At 44.2% G+C, this 16836-nt stretch carries 11 protein-coding genes; 7 read left to right on the forward strand and 4 right to left on the reverse strand.

Going from position 1 to position 16836, the window contains the following annotated elements; translation table 11 throughout:
* Positions 1-84: 84 nt before the first annotated feature.
* Positions 85-840 (reverse strand): MipA/OmpV family protein, encoded by a 756-nt coding sequence (locus ACED59_RS22710; RefSeq protein WP_017097694.1) that lies wholly within the window; start codon positions 838-840, stop codon positions 85-87.
* Positions 841-1194: 354 nt separating this feature from the next.
* Between ACED59_RS22710 and ACED59_RS22715 the strand changes: the two genes are divergently transcribed.
* The 3 genes from ACED59_RS22715 (at position 1195) to ACED59_RS22725 (ending at position 6118) form a co-directional block, all read left to right on the forward strand.
* Positions 1195-3129, forward strand: a complete 1935-nt coding sequence (locus tag ACED59_RS22715; RefSeq protein ID WP_029222896.1) for a PrkA family serine protein kinase — start codon at positions 1195-1197, stop codon at positions 3127-3129.
* Positions 3130-3272: 143 nt separating this feature from the next.
* On the forward strand, positions 3273-4544 hold the full coding sequence (locus ACED59_RS22720) for a YeaH/YhbH family protein (protein ID WP_017097692.1): 1272 nt from the start codon (positions 3273-3275) through the stop codon (positions 4542-4544).
* Positions 4545-4555: 11 nt separating this feature from the next.
* Positions 4556-6118 (forward strand): SpoVR family protein, encoded by a 1563-nt coding sequence (locus ACED59_RS22725; protein WP_017097691.1) that lies wholly within the window; start codon positions 4556-4558, stop codon positions 6116-6118.
* A 185-nt stretch (positions 6119-6303) separates the two neighbouring features.
* On the opposite strand, the gene sohB is transcribed toward ACED59_RS22725, so the two are convergent.
* Positions 6304-7365: a protease SohB gene (gene sohB / locus ACED59_RS22730; protein WP_009849001.1), complete on the reverse strand. Its 1062-nt coding sequence runs from the start codon at positions 7363-7365 to the stop codon at positions 6304-6306.
* Positions 7366-7508: 143 nt separating this feature from the next.
* Here sohB and ACED59_RS22735 point away from each other — a divergent pair, with 143 nt between their 5' ends.
* The 4 genes from ACED59_RS22735 to ACED59_RS22750 all read left to right on the forward strand — a co-directional run bounded on the left by ACED59_RS22735 (position 7509) and on the right by ACED59_RS22750 (position 13793).
* The gene (locus ACED59_RS22735; protein WP_029223910.1) at positions 7509-8249 is read left to right on the forward strand and encodes a YciK family oxidoreductase; all 741 of its coding nucleotides are present in this window, start codon (positions 7509-7511) and stop codon (positions 8247-8249) included.
* A 154-nt stretch (positions 8250-8403) separates the two neighbouring features.
* A complete protein-coding gene (gene imuA, locus ACED59_RS22740; protein WP_017097689.1) occupies positions 8404-9111 on the forward strand; it encodes a translesion DNA synthesis-associated protein ImuA in 708 nt (235 codons plus the stop codon).
* Between the two features lie 3 nt (positions 9112-9114).
* Positions 9115-10587, forward strand: coding sequence for a DNA polymerase Y family protein (locus ACED59_RS22745; protein ID WP_017097688.1), 1473 nt, complete (start codon positions 9115-9117; stop codon positions 10585-10587).
* 113 nt (positions 10588-10700) lie between these two features.
* Positions 10701-13793, forward strand: coding sequence for an error-prone DNA polymerase (locus tag ACED59_RS22750; protein WP_017097687.1), 3093 nt, complete (start codon positions 10701-10703; stop codon positions 13791-13793).
* A 318-nt stretch (positions 13794-14111) separates the two neighbouring features.
* Here the strand turns inward: ACED59_RS22750 and ACED59_RS22755 are convergent, their stop codons facing one another.
* On the reverse strand, positions 14112-15053 hold the full coding sequence (locus tag ACED59_RS22755; RefSeq protein WP_009848992.1) for a chemotaxis protein CheV: 942 nt from the start codon (positions 15051-15053) through the stop codon (positions 14112-14114).
* 167 nt (positions 15054-15220) lie between these two features.
* Positions 15221-16438: an ROK family protein gene (locus tag ACED59_RS22760; RefSeq protein WP_017097686.1), complete on the reverse strand. Its 1218-nt coding sequence runs from the start codon at positions 16436-16438 to the stop codon at positions 15221-15223.
* Between the last annotated feature and the right edge of the window lie 398 nt (positions 16439-16836).

The following is a 16836-nucleotide window of genomic DNA, read 5'->3' on the forward strand; positions in this document are numbered from 1 at the left end:
CAGCTGACGCTGTTGGCTTAGTAGAAAAACTGTCAACGTATTTTAGGACGAGACATTCATATATGAAGCGATAAGCCAAAGCACCTAGAATACATAAGCGACACCGACGTTAGCGGCCATGTTAATGCCACTTTCAAGTATTGGGCTATTTTCAATATTACCTTCAAGGTTGGTATATCGCACACCGCCGGTTACTCGAACATTTGGCGTCACATGCAGATAACCACCTAAGCCAATAAAGTATTGGCCATCCCAGTCAGCGTCAAATTCATCTAAATTGGTTCTCGCCGCTTCCGATGAACTCACTCCGTACAGGTGATTATTCAAACGCTTACTGTTATACGAGTAACCAATAGATGGTGTAATCGCCCAGCCATTACGACGAATTGATAGGCGCCATGCCGCTTCTGCATAGATGCCATTGTGCCTAAACCCTAAGTCTGAGCCCGCTGTCGCTTCAAACATACCGACCAATGTAATCACTTGATAGCTTACACCTCCCAACACCGACGCTTTACGCTCATCTAACTTCTGGATATCAGCATTATCAGAGTCACTTGGCTTTAATGTTCTTGGATCATAAACCGCTCTAAACACAATATTCTGTGGTGAACCTGCAGGTAGCAAGCGATAACCCGCACTGAATCCACGCATGAAAAAATGCTCACCTTCATAACCAATCATGGGAATCACCGTACGATTTGACGGCGTCTCTTTATAGACAGCAGGAGAATAAGAGGCGGCAACGCCCAGTGACCACTGCGATATTTTTGCATGCGTTGCTGTCGAAGCCAGTAACGCCACACTGATAGCCACTATTTTTAACCCATTATTCTTCACTATATTTACCTATTTATTGAGCAACTTTGGATAACGTTGCGCATTATATGGTACTTCATTCCAGAAAATCAATAGAGCTCAGTGATACATCTAATACACATAAATCCAGTGTGAGTATTGTTAAGCGACCTAAAATCACAAAACAAACGGTTAGATCCGCTCGAATGTAAAATAATTCGATTCCACACGCCTCAAGTTGCCTATTGCGCTCGCTACGTTTTTCACACGCAAAATTGTAAATAAATACATAATTGTTAAGCAAAATTGTCGAAGCGGGTCTAACCTTAAAATGTAGGGAGAGCCTATTTTTCAATCGCTCGTCAGTTTTGACTGGTTAACAAGGGGAATGTGACTATGAGTATTTTTGACCACTATCAATCACGTTATGAAGCAGCCAAGGAAGAAGAGCTGACATTGCAAGAGTTCTTAGGGCTGTGTAAAGACGATAAAAGTGCTTACGCGAATGCTGCCGAGCGCTTATTACTCGCCATTGGCGAACCGGAGGTCATTGACACTGCTCAAGACCCTCAACTAAGTCGTATTTTCTCGAACCGTGTCATCTCACGCTACAGTGAATTTAAAGATTTCTACGGCATGGAAGACGCGATTGAACAGATTGTTTCTTATCTAAAACATGCAGCGCAAGGTTTAGAAGAACGTAAGCAAATCCTTTATCTACTTGGCCCTGTGGGCGGTGGTAAATCATCCCTTGCTGAAAAACTCAAGGCACTGATGCAAAAGCTACCAATCTATGTGCTGTCTGCCGATGGTGAGCGAAGCCCAGTGAATGATCACCCCTTCTGTCTATTTGACGTAAACGAAGATGGCGATCTTTTGAAACAAGAGTACGGAATAGAGAAACGTTACATACGCTCTATCATGTCACCTTGGGCAGCGAAACGCCTCCATGACTTCGGTGGTGACATCTCCAAATTCAAAGTCATCAAACTGCGCCCTTCTATTCTCGACCAAGTTGCAATTGCGAAGACAGAGCCTGGTGATGAGAACAACCAAGATATCTCGTCTCTGGTTGGTAAAGTCGATATTCGTAAGCTTGAGCACTTCTCTCAAGATGATCCCGATGCCTATAGTTACTCTGGTGCGCTGTGTAAAGCAAACCAAGGTGTTATGGAGTTCGTAGAGATGTTCAAGGCGCCAATCAAAGTCTTGCACCCACTTCTAACGGCAACGCAAGAAGGTAACTTCAACGGTACCGAAGGGCTCTCTGCACTGCCATTTGACGGTATGATTCTAGCTCACTCAAACGAATCCGAGTGGCAGACCTTCCGTAACAACAAAAACAACGAAGCCTTTCTCGACCGTGTGTACATTGTAAAAGTCCCTTACTGTCTGCGCGTCTCTGAAGAAGTTAAGATCTATCAAAAACTGCTTGAGCACAGTGAGCTATCCAAAGCCCCTTGTTCGCCAAGCACACTCGATCTGCTATCGCAATTCAGCATCCTATCGAGATTGAAAGAGCCTGAAAACTCTTCTCTATTCTCAAAAATGCGGGTTTACGATGGTGAGACTCTAAAAGACACCGATCCAAAAGCGAAGAGTTACCAAGAGTACCGAGACTACGCAGGTGTTGACGAAGGCATGTCTGGGCTATCAACGCGTTTCGCCTTTAAGATCCTGTCTCGTGTATTTAACTTCGACCAAGCCGAAGTGGCTGCAAACCCGGTTCACTTGTTCTACGTGATTGAACAACAAATCGAACGTGAACAGTTCCCTCAAGAAACCGCTGAGAAGTATCTTGAGTTCTTGAAAGGATACCTAGTACCGCGTTACGTAGAATTCATTGGTAAAGAAATTCAAACCGCTTACCTAGAGTCTTACTCTGAGTACGGACAGAATATCTTCGACCGCTATGTCACCTACGCGGACTTCTGGATTCAAGACCAAGAGTACCGCGATCCAGAAACAGGACAGCTATTTGACCGTGCTTCTCTGAATGGTGAACTAGAAAAAATCGAGAAAACAGCTGGGATCAGTAACCCTAAAGACTTCCGAAATGAGATTGTGAACTTCGTGCTTCGTGCCAAAGCCAACAATAACGGTCAAAACCCAGTTTGGACGAGCTACGAGAAACTGCGCACTGTAATTGAGAAGAAAATGTTCTCTAACACAGAAGAGCTACTTCCTGTTATTTCGTTCAATGCTAAGACCTCAACGGATGATCAGAAAAAACACGACGACTTCGTTGCTCGTATGATGGAAAAAGGCTACACCGAGAAACAAGTGAGACTGCTATCTGAGTGGTACCTAAGAGTTCGTAAATCCTCATAACCAAACTGTATTGAGCTGCTCAATTGGGCAGCTCGTACAAACCAATAACTTTATACCCTAACGAACGAATAGCTTTAGTAAACTAATAACTCTTATACCCGAATAAAAAGTAGGATCGCAACATCAGCTGAGAGGGAGTTCTTATGGCACAATTTATCGATCGGAGGCTCAATGGCAAGAATAAGAGTGCTGTGAACAGACAGCGTTTCTTACGACGCCATAAAGAGCAAATCAAAGAATCTGTGGCCGATGCAGTCAACCGACGCTCAATCACCAATACTGAAACCGGTGAAGACGTCACTATTCCTCATAAAGACATCAAAGAGCCAAGCTTTCACCAAGGTCAAGGCGGCGTAAGAGAACGCGTTCACCCAGGTAATGACCAGTTCATCACGGGCGATAAAATTGAACGTCCTAAAGGTGGTGGTCAAGGCGGTGGCTCAGGCCAGGGTGACGCAAGCCCTGATGGCGAAGGCCAAGATGAATTTACCTTCCAAATTTCAAAAGATGAATATCTTGATATTCTCTTTGAAGATTTAGCTCTGCCTAATCTAGAGAAAAATCAGGTCAACAAAATCACTGAATGGAAAACACACCGTTCTGGTTACCAAAGCGCGGGGATTCCGTCTAACATCGCTATCGTTCGTTCACTGCAACAATCTCTGGCTCGTAGAACCGCGATGACAGCAGGTAAAAAGCGCGAGCTCAACCTACTGATGGAGCAACTTGACCAAGTAAAAATGACAGAACCAGCACAACCTTTCGAAGAGAGTCGCTTGAAAGAAGAGATTGCTGAGTTACGTAAAAAAATTGAAAGCGTGCCGTTCATTGACACCTTCGACCTGCGTTTTAAAAACTACGAGAAGCGCCCTATTCCATCTAGCCAAGCCGTTATGTTCTGTCTAATGGATGTATCTGGCTCAATGGATCAAGCCACCAAGGACATCGCAAAACGCTTCTACGTACTGCTTTACTTATTCCTCAATCGCACATATGAAAACGTCGATGTTGTGTTTATTCGTCACCATACTCAGGCTAAAGAAGTTGACGAACATGAGTTCTTCTATTCACAAGAAACTGGCGGCACGATCGTTTCTAGTGCACTGAAACTAATGAAAGAAATTGTCGCAGATCGTTATCCTGCTAATGAGTGGAATATCTACGCAGCACAAGCTTCTGATGGAGATAACTGGGCGGATGACTCGCCTCGCTGTAAAGAACTGCTGGTCAATACGCTATTGCCGACTTGCCAATATTACTCGTACATCGAGATTACGCGCCGTTCACACCAAACGCTTTGGCACGAGTACGAGAAGCTAGAAGCAAGCTTCGATAACTTCGCCATGAAGAACATTAAAACGGTGGATGATATTTTTCCTGTGTTTAGAGAACTGTTCCAGAAAGAGACAACGTAAGGGGGCTTGCCATGACAGCGAAATCAAACGTTGCAGAAAAAGACAAAGCGACACAGAAGAGAAACGACAAGATGCTGCCTGATGGTCCAGATTGGACGTTCAACCTCTTGGAACAATATCACGTAGAAATTAAGCGTGTGGCGCAGCATTACCGTTTAGACACTTACCCGAACCAGATTGAAGTGATTACCTCTGAGCAGATGATGGATGCTTACTCCAGCATTGGTATGCCCATCAATTACAACCACTGGTCTTTTGGTAAGAAGTTCATCCAGACAGAGCAAAACTACAAACACGGCCAAATGGGCTTAGCGTACGAAATCGTGATCAACTCAGATCCGTGTATCGCTTACTTAATGGAAGAGAACACGGTCACAATGCAGGCGCTGGTAATGGCTCACGCTTGTTATGGCCACAACTCTTTCTTTAAAGGCAACTACCTATTCCAAACCTGGACTGATGCAAGCTCAATTATCGACTATCTATTGTTCGCGAAAAAATACATTACTGATTGCGAAGAAAAATACGGTGTAGCTGAAGTCGAGAAACTTCTCGATTCTTGTCATGCTCTCATGAACTACGGCGTAGACAGATACAAACGCCCAGAAAAGATTTCCATTGCGGAAGAAACCGCAAGACAAGAAGAACGTGAAGCGTATCTGCAATCTCAAGTGAACGAACTTTGGAGAACGGTTCCTCAGAACAAAAGTAAGGAAGAAGAGACCAAGATACGTTTCCCTAGTGAGCCTCAAGAAAACATTCTGTACTTTATTGAGAAGAACGCCCCACTGCTTGAACCTTGGCAACGTGAGTGTGTTCGTATTGTTCGCAAGGTAAGCCAATACTTCTATCCTCAGAAACAAACTCAAGTAATGAATGAGGGCTGGGCAACCTTCTGGCATTACACCATTCTTAACCACCTTTACGACGAAGGCTTGGTGAGTGATAAGTTCATCTTAGAATTCCTACACAGCCACACCAGTGTGGTTGCTCAACCCGCCTACAATAGCCCTTATTTCAGCGGAATAAACCCTTATGCGCTTGGCTTTGCGATGTTTAGAGACATTCGACGTATCTGTGAAGAACCAACCGATGAAGACAAAGAATGGTTCCCTGAATTAGCCGGAAGTGATTGGTTAGAGGCGGTGCACTTTGCCATGCACAATTTCAAAGATGAAAGCTTTATCAGCCAATACCTTTCACCAAAAATCATTCGAGACTTTAAGTTGTTCTCTGTTCTCGACGACGACCGCAAAAACACCATTGAGATAAGCGCTATTCACGACGATCCGGGCTATCGCTTAATTCGTGAAAAGCTTGCGGCGCAGTACAATCTAAGCAACCTTGAGCCGAATATTCAGGTGTTTAATGTCGATGTTCGCGGTGACCGCTCGATGACACTGCAGTATGTACCTCACGGCCGTATCCCGCTTGATAAAGGCTACGACGAAGTGATGAAACATCTCTATCGCTTGTGGGGCTTTGATGTGATTTTGGAAGAGCTCAAAGATACGGGTCATAGAGAGATTCTGACTACTTGTCCAAAGCGTAATGACTATGGAGCCAAGATTTAATATCAATCACAGTAAGTCAGTGCTTGGTATAAAACTCCGCTCCCCCTACAACATAGTGGTCACCCACTCGGAAGTGGAGCAATAAAAAAGCGCATAAGTCTGATGACTTATGCGCTTTCTTTTTAAGGCTCAAACGTCTGCAAATGAACGTAAGGCACTAAACCTAGAACTAGAACTCAATAAGCTTAAACAATCGGCTTTTGACCACGTTCAATCAGCTTCATCAGCACGCTGTCTGCAGATTTACCTGCCACGCCCGCTAGTTTGTCTGAAAGCTTTTTCTTCTGTACGTAGTGAATCGCTAGAACTGTTTTGTCCTTACATGCCGCTACGACTAAATCATCAGAAGTGCTAATCTCATCCACCAGCCCAAGTTCATGCGCTTGTGTACCAAACCAGTGCTCACCCGTTGCTACTTTTTCAAGATCTAGCGCAGGTCGGTGGTCACGGATGAAATCTTTAAACAAACCATGAGTTTCCTCTAGCTCTTCTTTAAACTTCTCGCGTGCTTTATCGCTGTTCTCACCAAACATAGTAAGCGTGCGTTTGTACTCACCCGCCGTTAGCTGTTCGAACTCAATGTCATGCTTTTTAAGCAATTTATTGAAGTTTGGCAGTTGAGCAATAACACCAATAGAGCCAACAATAGCAAACGGTGCAGATACGATTTTGTCTGCGATACATGCCATCATGTAACCGCCACTTGCTGCGACTTTATCTACCGAGATAGTCAGAGGCAGACCTGCCGCTTTGATACGGTCAAGTTGAGAAGACGCCAGACCATAGCCGTGAACCATACCACCGCCAGATTCCAGTTTAAGCAATACTTCATCACCTTCACGAGCAACAGCCAGAACCGCCGTTACCTCTTCACGTAATGAAGCCACTTCTTTCGCATCAATGCTGCCATTAAAATCAAGAACGAATAGGTGTGGTTCACGCTTGCTATCAAGCTCACCCTCTTTCGCTGCTTTCTTCACTTCTTTGCCACGTGATTTTACTTTTTCTTTTTCCGCTTTCTTTTCTGCTTTATCACGTGCTTTGATGAAAGCATCATCATGCAAATGGTGCTCTAGTTGTTCAATCGTTTGTTTGTGATGCTCAGATAGGTTCGTGATTTCCAGCTCACCTTTAATTGCGCTTGATTTTCCACCCACAGATTTAGCTATCACTAAAATTGCAATGATGGCGATTACAACGGTCGCAATCTTGGCTAAAAACAAGCCGTAGTCCAACAAAAATTCCAATGTCATATCCCCTATTGTATGAATTAGTGTATTGTAACCATCTTGTCACGATTACCAAGAATTTCTCATCATTCCTGCGGTTATCTGTGTGATTAAACATCAATGGAATGACGAACATAATAAAAGAAAGAAGGATAAGCACAGTGGATTACCCAACCTCTACAGATGCCCTCAAAGATAAAGTAATTTTGGTTACAGGTGCCGGTGCTGGCATTGGTCGCCAAGCCGCGCTAAGTTTCGCTCAACATGGTGCAACTGTTATTCTGTTAGGCCGCAATGTCAAAAACCTTGAATTAATTTACGACGAAATCGAAAGCGCTGGTTACCCACAGCCTGCGATTATCCCATTGGATTTAAAAGGCGCGACAAAACAGAACTACATCGACATGGCTGAAACCATTGAATCACAGTTCGGTCGTTTAGATGGTCTACTGCATAACGCAGGTGTGCTTGGCACGTTAAGTCCATTCGATCAAATCGATGAAGAAACGTTTGATGGCGTCATGCAAATCAACGTTAAAGCTGAATTTCTAATGACTCAAGCGTTACTGCCTGTCATTAAGAAAGCGGAAGCGGGTCGTATTGTCTTTACCTCTTCAACGGTTGGTCACTCTGGCCGCGCGTTCTGGGGCACTTACGCGATTTCAAAGTTTGCTACAGAAGGCATGATGCAGATCTTAGCCGATGAGCTTGAAGGTACCGATATCCGTGTTAATGCGATTAATCCAGGCGGCACTCAAACACGCATGCGTGCAAAAGCGTACCCAGGTGAAGATGCGAACAAGTTAAAAACGCCACTCGACATCATCCCGCTGTATCTACACTTAATGAACCCAAGTGTGACAGACATTAATGGCCAATGTATCGACGCTCAACCTAAGTAGCTGATATTATGAGCAATAATAAGAAGTCGCTTTAATAGCGGCTTTTTTTGTATCTAAATCAACCATCTAATATTTAGTTCATCTGATTTTCGTCATTTTGCTTTGCATCTTTTTCATTGTCAAATATACTGTATAAATATACAGGTATTTAATTATGCATGAACTAATAAAAAACTTACAAGACCGCCAGCTAATCTGGACAGGGTTACAATCAACAACGCAAGGCAGCACCACTTCGACAGGCTATCCTCAATTGGATAAACAGCTTGATGGCGGCTTCCCGACGCACGGCGTTATTGAGGTTGAATCACAACAAGGGATCGGCGAACTTCGTCTACTCACTCCTTATTTAGCTCAACAAAAATCGCAGAAGTTGGCCATATTCATTAACCCGCCAGGGAAGATCTGTGCCGAGTTTTTTAGCAGCCAAGGCATTGAATTAGAGAATATTCTCGTTATTCAGCCTCAACGTGATCTCGATGCGTTATGGGCCGCAGAGCAGTGTCTCAAGAGTGGTGCCTGTCATTCTGTTTTGCTATGGGGAGCGGATCTAGAAATTCACCAAACCAAGCGCCTACAAGCGGCAAGCGAAACGGGCAAGTGTCTGCAATTTCATTTTAAAACCACCAGCCATAATCAGTTATCCCTACCCGTTTCTTTAAGCATGAAGCTGTCTTCTCACGTCCAAGGGTTAAAGGTTGAAGTCACGAAAAGAAAAGGCAGCTGGTCGTATGGCAGTTTTATTCTGGACATGAACCAGAACTGGCCGTTACTCACAGAAAAAGTCATCGATGAAAACAGCTCAATTCACGCATTGTCTGGTAACACAGTGCTGGCTTTTCCTATTGCGAAGCAAGGCTAACGTATGCTGTGGTTGTATCTGCATTTCTCATCCCTACAATTGGACACCTTGTTTAACTCTAATGAATTGGGTTCGAACGAAGATTCACGCAATCAGCCTCTTATCATCGTCGATGAGAAAGATCATCGTGTGCTGCAAGCTAACCAAGCCGCGTTGCAATCGGGTATCACACTCGGCATGGGGCTAGGGTCTGCGGCGGCGCTTTGCCATAACTTACACGTCCACCCTTACAGTATTGAGCTAGAGAAAAATAAGCTGAAAGAGATTGCTCAATGGGCGTACCTAGTCACTTCTGATATGGCGTTATTACCACCTAATGGTTTGTTGATTAAAGCCTCTAACATGTTGTCGCTTTACGATGGGCTAGATAACTACTGGCATGAACTCAAAAGCCATTTAGAAACGCTCAATATCCAGTTCAGCTTTGCTACAGGTTATTCGCCACTTTCTGCAATCCTTTTAGGCAAGCAATCCATCAACCAAGCGACGAACAATGTTGAGCAGATGAAAGCTTGGGTTAACCAACAAGTACTGAGTTCAAGCGAACTTCCTGCTAAACAAGTTGAGCGCCTGAATCGTGTTGGTATCAATGTCGTTGAAGACTTATTAAAACTGCCTTTGCAAGATGTCGCGCGCCGCTTTGATATCGACTTGGTGAACTATGTTGGTCGTCTTAATGGGCAGTTCAAGCACCCGATTGATTTCTATCACCCACCAGAGAGTTTCCAGCAATATTTGGAGCTGCTGTTTGATATTGAAAACATCCTATTCATCGAAAAGCCTTTGCTGAAATTGTTGAATCAGCTCGAGTGCTTTTTGAGGTTACGTGACCGAGTGGCTTTCGAGTTAACGCTGACTTTGCATCTAAGAGATAAAGATGATCACCCAGTCTCTTTTTATTCTGCGCAGGGCGATTACCTTGCGGCCAAATGGGCGAACCTAACGCATCTAACCTTAGAGTCACTGAAGATAACAGCACCCGTACAGGGGCTGACTCTCTCTTTGATTCGTCATGGGGAACCCCAAATGGCCTACCATGATCTTTTTGATGGTAATACCGGAACACTTGCCGCGTTAGATTTGCTCTCATTACTGCAAGCAAAGCTTGGGCAAGCCTGTATTCAAACACCGAAAATACAGCATGACCCAAGGCCAGAAAAGGCCAATCAGTATTCGCTCCCAACACTAAGTCATACGGCGAAAAAGGGGCGAGATCCACAAGAACTCGATCAACAAGCCACAACAACGAACAGCATTAACCAACAGCGACTCAGGCCCAGTATTTTACTGCCAGAGCCCGAAGCCCTAACTGAAAGCGTCACCTTATCTCAAGGCCCTGAGCGCATTGTTTCTGGCTGGTGGGATGGTGAGAAAATCATTCGTGACTACTTTATTGCTCACAGCGAAAACGGTCGATGGTTATGGGTATTTAGAACACCAGATAAACAGTGGTTCTTACACGGCTTATTCAGCTAACCAACACTTATTTAGCTAACCAACAAAAGTTGAATCGCCAACCCGCACCATTTACTCAATTTAAACGCCCTTTTCAATCATGTTCACTCGCAATGGTTAAGTGAGATTACGTTATGTCTCAGCAATACTCAGAGCTTTTCTGTCAAAGTAATTACTCCTTCCTTGAGGGAGCTTCGCACGCGGAAGAGTTGGTTTTACAGGCCGACTTCTTACGTTACAAAGCACTCGCAGTTACTGATGAGTGCTCAGTCGCGGGCATCGTTAAGGTTCACTCAGCAATCAAGCAACATAAACTGTCGCTCAAGCAAATTGTCGGGAGCATGTTTTGGTTAAATGAAGAGTGCCAAGTGGTTTTGCTATGCCCAAATAGAGAGGCCTATGCCGAGCTGTGTCGTATTATTACCAACGCGAGACGTCGTAGTAGCAAAGGACATTATCAGCTCTCTGAGTGGGATATCATGTCGGCTAAACACTGCTTCATTCTTTGGTTTCCTCAACAGAAAAATGAAGACGCGCACTGGGGGCAATGGCTCTCCCAGCACCATTCAGGTCGGCTTTGGATCGGCTTACAACGACACCTAAAGCAAACCGACCAGCAATACACAGATTACTGCGTTGAGCTGTCACAACATCACCAACTGCCGATAACAGCGTGTGGTGGCGTGCTGATGCACAACGCGAACCGCTTACCCTTACAGCACTCACTCACTGCAATAAAGTACCAACAATCCATTACCGAAGTGGGCAGTCACTTACTCGCCAATGCCGAGCGCTGTTTACGCAGCATCAATAAGATCTCTCATATATTCAAAGCTGAATGGCTAGAAGAAAGCAACCGAATCTCTGGACTATGCGAATTTGATTTAGACAGCTTGCGCTACGAATACCCAAGCGAGCTGATTCCTCAAGGTGAGACACCCATGAGTTATCTACGCATGTTAGTCGAGAAAGGAAAACGAGCTCGCTTCCCGCAAGGCGTGCCTAACAACATTCAACAAATCATAGAGAAAGAGTTGGGGCTAATTGACGAGCTTGACTACCCTTTCTTTTTTCTCACCATCCACGACATCGTCATGTTTGCCAAAAGCCAAGGAATTCTTTACCAAGGTCGAGGTTCAGCGGCTAATTCCGTGGTCTGTTACTGCTTAGAAATCACCTCTGTCGATCCAAGGCAGATCTCAGTGCTATTTGAACGTTTCATCAGTAAAGAGCGCGATGAGCCGCCCGATATTGATGTCGATTTTGAACACGAACGACGTGAAGAAGTCATCCAATACATCTATCAAAAATACGGTAGAGAACGCGCTGCGCTTGCCGCAACGGTCATTTCTTATCGCTTTAAAAGTGCGGTAAGAGATGTCGGTAAAGCATTAGGGCTACAAGAAACCCAGCTCGACTACTTCATCAAGAACACCAACCGTAGGGACAAAAGCCTAGGTTGGCAGACTCAGTTAACTCAATTGGGACTGCAACCTGATTCTTTGAAGGGGCAACAATTTATCCACTTGGTGAATGAGATCATCGGCTTTCCACGTCACCTATCTCAACACGTTGGTGGCTTTGTCATATCTTCAGGGCCTTTGTATGAACTGGTTCCCGTCGAGAATGCCGCGATGCACGAACGAACCATAATTCAATGGGATAAGGATGATCTAGAAACCTTGGGACTGCTTAAAGTCGATGTGCTTGCTCTGGGTATGCTCTCTGCGATTCGTAAATGTTTTGACCTTATCAAACACTTATATGGACGTTCCCTGTCTATCGCTGAGATCACTCGTCTTAAGGATGATCCTCAGGTTTACGGCATGATACAGCGAGCAGACACCGTCGGGATCTTCCAAATAGAGTCACGTGCGCAAATGAGCATGCTGCCAAGGCTCAAACCAAGGACTTATTACGACTTGGTGATTCAAATTGCTATCGTACGTCCTGGGCCTATTCAAGGCGATATGGTTCACCCATTCTTAAAGCGTCGAGATGGTATTGAGCCAATCAGTTATCCATCTAAAGACGTGGAGTCGGTACTGTCGCGCACCTTGGGTGTACCGATATTCCAAGAGCAAGTGATTAAACTCGCGATGGTGGCTGCAGGATTCACAGGTGGAGAGGCGGATCAGCTCAGACGCGCCATGGCTGCTTGGAAGAAAAATGGCAACGTCTTTAAGTTTAAAAATAAGCTCATCGAAGGAATGCAAAAACGCGGCTATGAGACAGAGTTTGCTGAGCAGATCTTTAAACAGATATGCGGCTTTGGCGAATACGGTTTTCCAGAAAGCCATTCTGCTTCGTTTGCGGTGCTAGCCTATTGCTCCGCTTGGTTGAAATGCTACTACCCAGAATGCTTCTATGCTTCCTTGCTCAATAGCCAACCTATGGGGTTTTATAGCCCATCACAGTTGGTACAAGACGCACAACGACACAATGTGGTAGTTCTTCCGGTATGTGTGAACGCCTCACAAGACAACCACACTGTCATCGCTCATCAGAATGGTTTAGCGATTCGCTTAGGGCTGCGACAAATCAAAGGATTCAGCGAACATGGGATTCAAAGCGTGCTCGCCAATCGTCCACAATCCGGTTATCGCCACCCTAGCCAGGTGAAACAGTTATCGATGAATAAGAAAGATATCGAGCTACTGGCATCGGCCAATGCGCTACATAACGTATCGGGAGACCGCTTCCAGACTCGCTGGACAATCATGGACTCCGCTTCTGATTTACCTCTGTTTAGCCAAGTCTATGACGATGTTGGGGATGGACATGACGAACATGCACTGCACAAACCCAATGAGATGCAAGATCTACTCGAAGACTTCACCAGTGTCGGAATTTCATTGAACAAACACCCAATCACTTTGCTAGAAGAAGCGGGACGATTAGGTCGATTCACACACATGAAGGATTTAATACAGCAAAGACACAAATCTATGGTCACGGTTGTTGGATTAGTCACAGGAAAACAAGCTCCCGGAACCGCGGCAGGTGTTACCTTTGTTACATTAGAAGATAACACGGGCAATATTAATGTCGTGGTATGGGGAGCAACCGCGCGCGCTCAACAGCAAGCTTATCTGACAGCCAAAGCGTTAAAAGTACAAGGAATATTAGAAAAGGAAGGCGAAGTTGTGCATGTTATAGCGGGTAAACTCATCGATATTACCGATGACATTATTGGTTTGAACACCAAATCCCGAGATTTTCATTAACGAATCAAGTTGCCCTCCAAGAAACGCTAGAAACGCTAGAAACGAAAAAGAGAAGCATCCGCTTCCCTTAAATTCAAGTTGTTGAGTTATACCTCAACGTCCGCTTCCGTACGTCTTTTCTTAAATTCCCTATACAGTAATAAGCTCAAAGTCATGACGACTTTAGACGTTAACCATATCATTCAGAGGAACTACCTTAGATTGTGCATGAAAAGTTACGTTAGTAGTTGAGCATATTTTGTTAAAAAACATGCTGTATCAAATACTAGCAAACGTTTTCGCCAAGGTCATTCGAAACAAACCGTACAGCTGCATTAATTACAAAATCTGACGCATTCGCTCTTGAGTTACTTCAACTAAGAGGTCTGGTTGGAATTTAGAAATAAAGCGATTACACCCTACTTTCTCAACCATGGCTTCATTGAAACTACCACTTAATGAAGTATTTAGCGTAATAAACAAGTCATGCATTCGAGGATCAGTTCGAACTTCATGAGTCAGTTTGTAGCCATCCATTTCTGGCATTTCGGCATCGGTGATCATCAACAGTATTTCTTGATTGATGTCTTTGCCTTCATCACACCACTTCTTAAGTAAAGTCAGTGCTTCTAAGCCGTCACAACATTCGATAATGTTCAAACCAAGTTGCGACAAGGTGCCTTTGATCTGGTTGCGTGCTGTTGAAGAATCATCCACGATAAGCACATTACGGCCAACCATTTCATTCGCTAACTGCTGATCTAGAACACCGTCAGAAATCGACACATCGTAGTCGATGATCTCCGCTAACACCTTTTCAACATCGATGATCTCAACGATTTTGTGCTGCTCTTCTTCTTGGATATGCGTGATAGCAGTTAAATAGTTTGCTCGACCCGTAGTCTTTGGTGGCGGTTGGATTTCTGTCCATGTCGTATTCACGATATTGCGAACTTGTCCAACCAAGAAGCCTTGTACGGTTCGGTTGTATTCGGTAATGATCAAGTTGTTTTCTTGAGTCTCATCACGTGATGGTGGGAAACCAATCGCACTGCGTAAGTCAATCACAGGTACAGATTCACCACGTAAAGAAGCAACACCCGTAATATGATGGTGAGAGCCTGGCAAGCGAGTGAGTACAGGCACTTTTAAGACTTCTTTCACTTTAAATACGTTAATCGCAAATAGTTGGCGACTATTTAAGCTAAATAACAAGAGTTCCAGACGGTTTTCACCGACGAGTTTAGTTCTCTGATCAACAGAATTTAAAACGCCAGACATACAACACCTTAGTGACAAATAATAACTGTGGCTACAATAGCCTAATTCGATAGGTTAAAGCAAAGCGCAAATACACAGATGCTTAAACTAAGTACAACAAATGCTGTTATACATAGTTTAAGTGCATGGAAAGGGTTAAAGGAAGGCTAAAAACGATAAAAAAAGGGTTAGCCTTCAATCACTTTCATTAACAATTGGCCATCATATAAAGCTTGTTTAACAAGCGCAGCACCTGGCATGGTGGCTTGTTTATAGAATCGAGATTCCACCAGCTCTAAATCTTGATGGTAAACCGATAAACTCTGCTCTTCGATACACTTTTGAATCGCAGGATACAACACGCTTTTAGCCTGATTGATAACACCACCTATCAAAATTTTCTCAGGATTGAACAGGTTGATCACAATCGCTATCGCGGCACCTAAGTAACGACCTAACTGCTCAATCACTTCAACAGCCAGTGGATCACCATCAGCAGCAGCAGCGCAGATCTGTTCAATTGTGACATCTTCAAACGCCGTTAGTGATGATGCCTCGCCATTAGCCAGTCTTTCTTTGACTTGCTCACGGAGAGCCTGTGAACTCGCAACCGTTTCTAAACAGCCATGATTACCACAATGACAAAGCTTGCCTTGTCTATCGATCTGAATATGACCCAGCTCACCGATGTTACCGTGGCGACCTTGCAATACTCGGCCGTCGAGAATGATCCCTGCGCCTACTCCGTGGTGAATCGAGATCAAAACGGAGTTATCGTTATCTTGAGAGTGACCAAACAGCTTCTCTGCTAATGCCCACGCTCGGGTATCATTGGCAATAAAGACAGGTAGACCTGTTTCTTTGTAGATCTCAGGACCCAACGCTAAGTTTTTAACGTTGTAGTGTGGCATCTGCAACACAATCCCCTGCTCAGAATTCACAAGCCCCGGTAGCGTAACCGCAATACTTGTTACCCTATCGAGTTGCTCGGCATAAGTTTGGAAAAACTCATCAATTTCATGCAGAAGACGCGCAAGTACATCGTCTTGGTCACGTTCATGAATATCAATCTTAGTATCGATAAGTACATCGCCGCCCAATTCATGGAGCGCGATCGTTAAGTATCCGCGACCAAGACGCATCGACAGAAACTGCCAACCTTCGTTATTGGTTTGCAGACCGACAGCAGGACGCCCACGAGTCGTGGCTTCTTGAACCGTCGTTTCGTGAATAAGGTGAGCTTCAATGAGTTCACGGGTAATTTTAGTAATACTCGCCGGGGCCAACTCACTTTGCTTGGACAGATCGATACGAGAAATAGGACCTTTAAGGTCAATTAGTTTATATACACGACCAGCATTGACCTGTTTGATATGATCAATATGGCCCGGTTGAGCCATGTACATTTTACGCTCCAGAAATCATCAACGCGGTAATTTTTTTACTTTGCGAAGTAATTGTGAAGTCACTTGGTATATCGCCGTGACCCGTATCACGTATATACATGAATCTTTGTGTATCTAGTCAAATAGTTCGAGAAAAATTAGTACCTACATCGATAAATTGAGACTTAATTTTCTCAATGAAACATCGTTATTGAGCCCTGAATTCAATAATTAGATACAAATAAAGAAATATCCTTCTAGCTCCCAATAAATAATCAATTAATGCATATACTTAATTAAGGCGCGTTGACCTTTCGTGGTTAAACTTTGTTCGAGATAAAAGCGTTTTAATCGCGGCGAGGGAGAAGTAGCCTAGTCATTCTAAGCAAATCTCCCTCAACAAAGAGTAAAACGCTTTT

Source organism: Vibrio sp. FF266 (assembly GCF_041439695.1).
Taxonomy (GTDB): domain Bacteria; phylum Pseudomonadota; class Gammaproteobacteria; order Enterobacterales; family Vibrionaceae; genus Vibrio; species Vibrio tasmaniensis_A.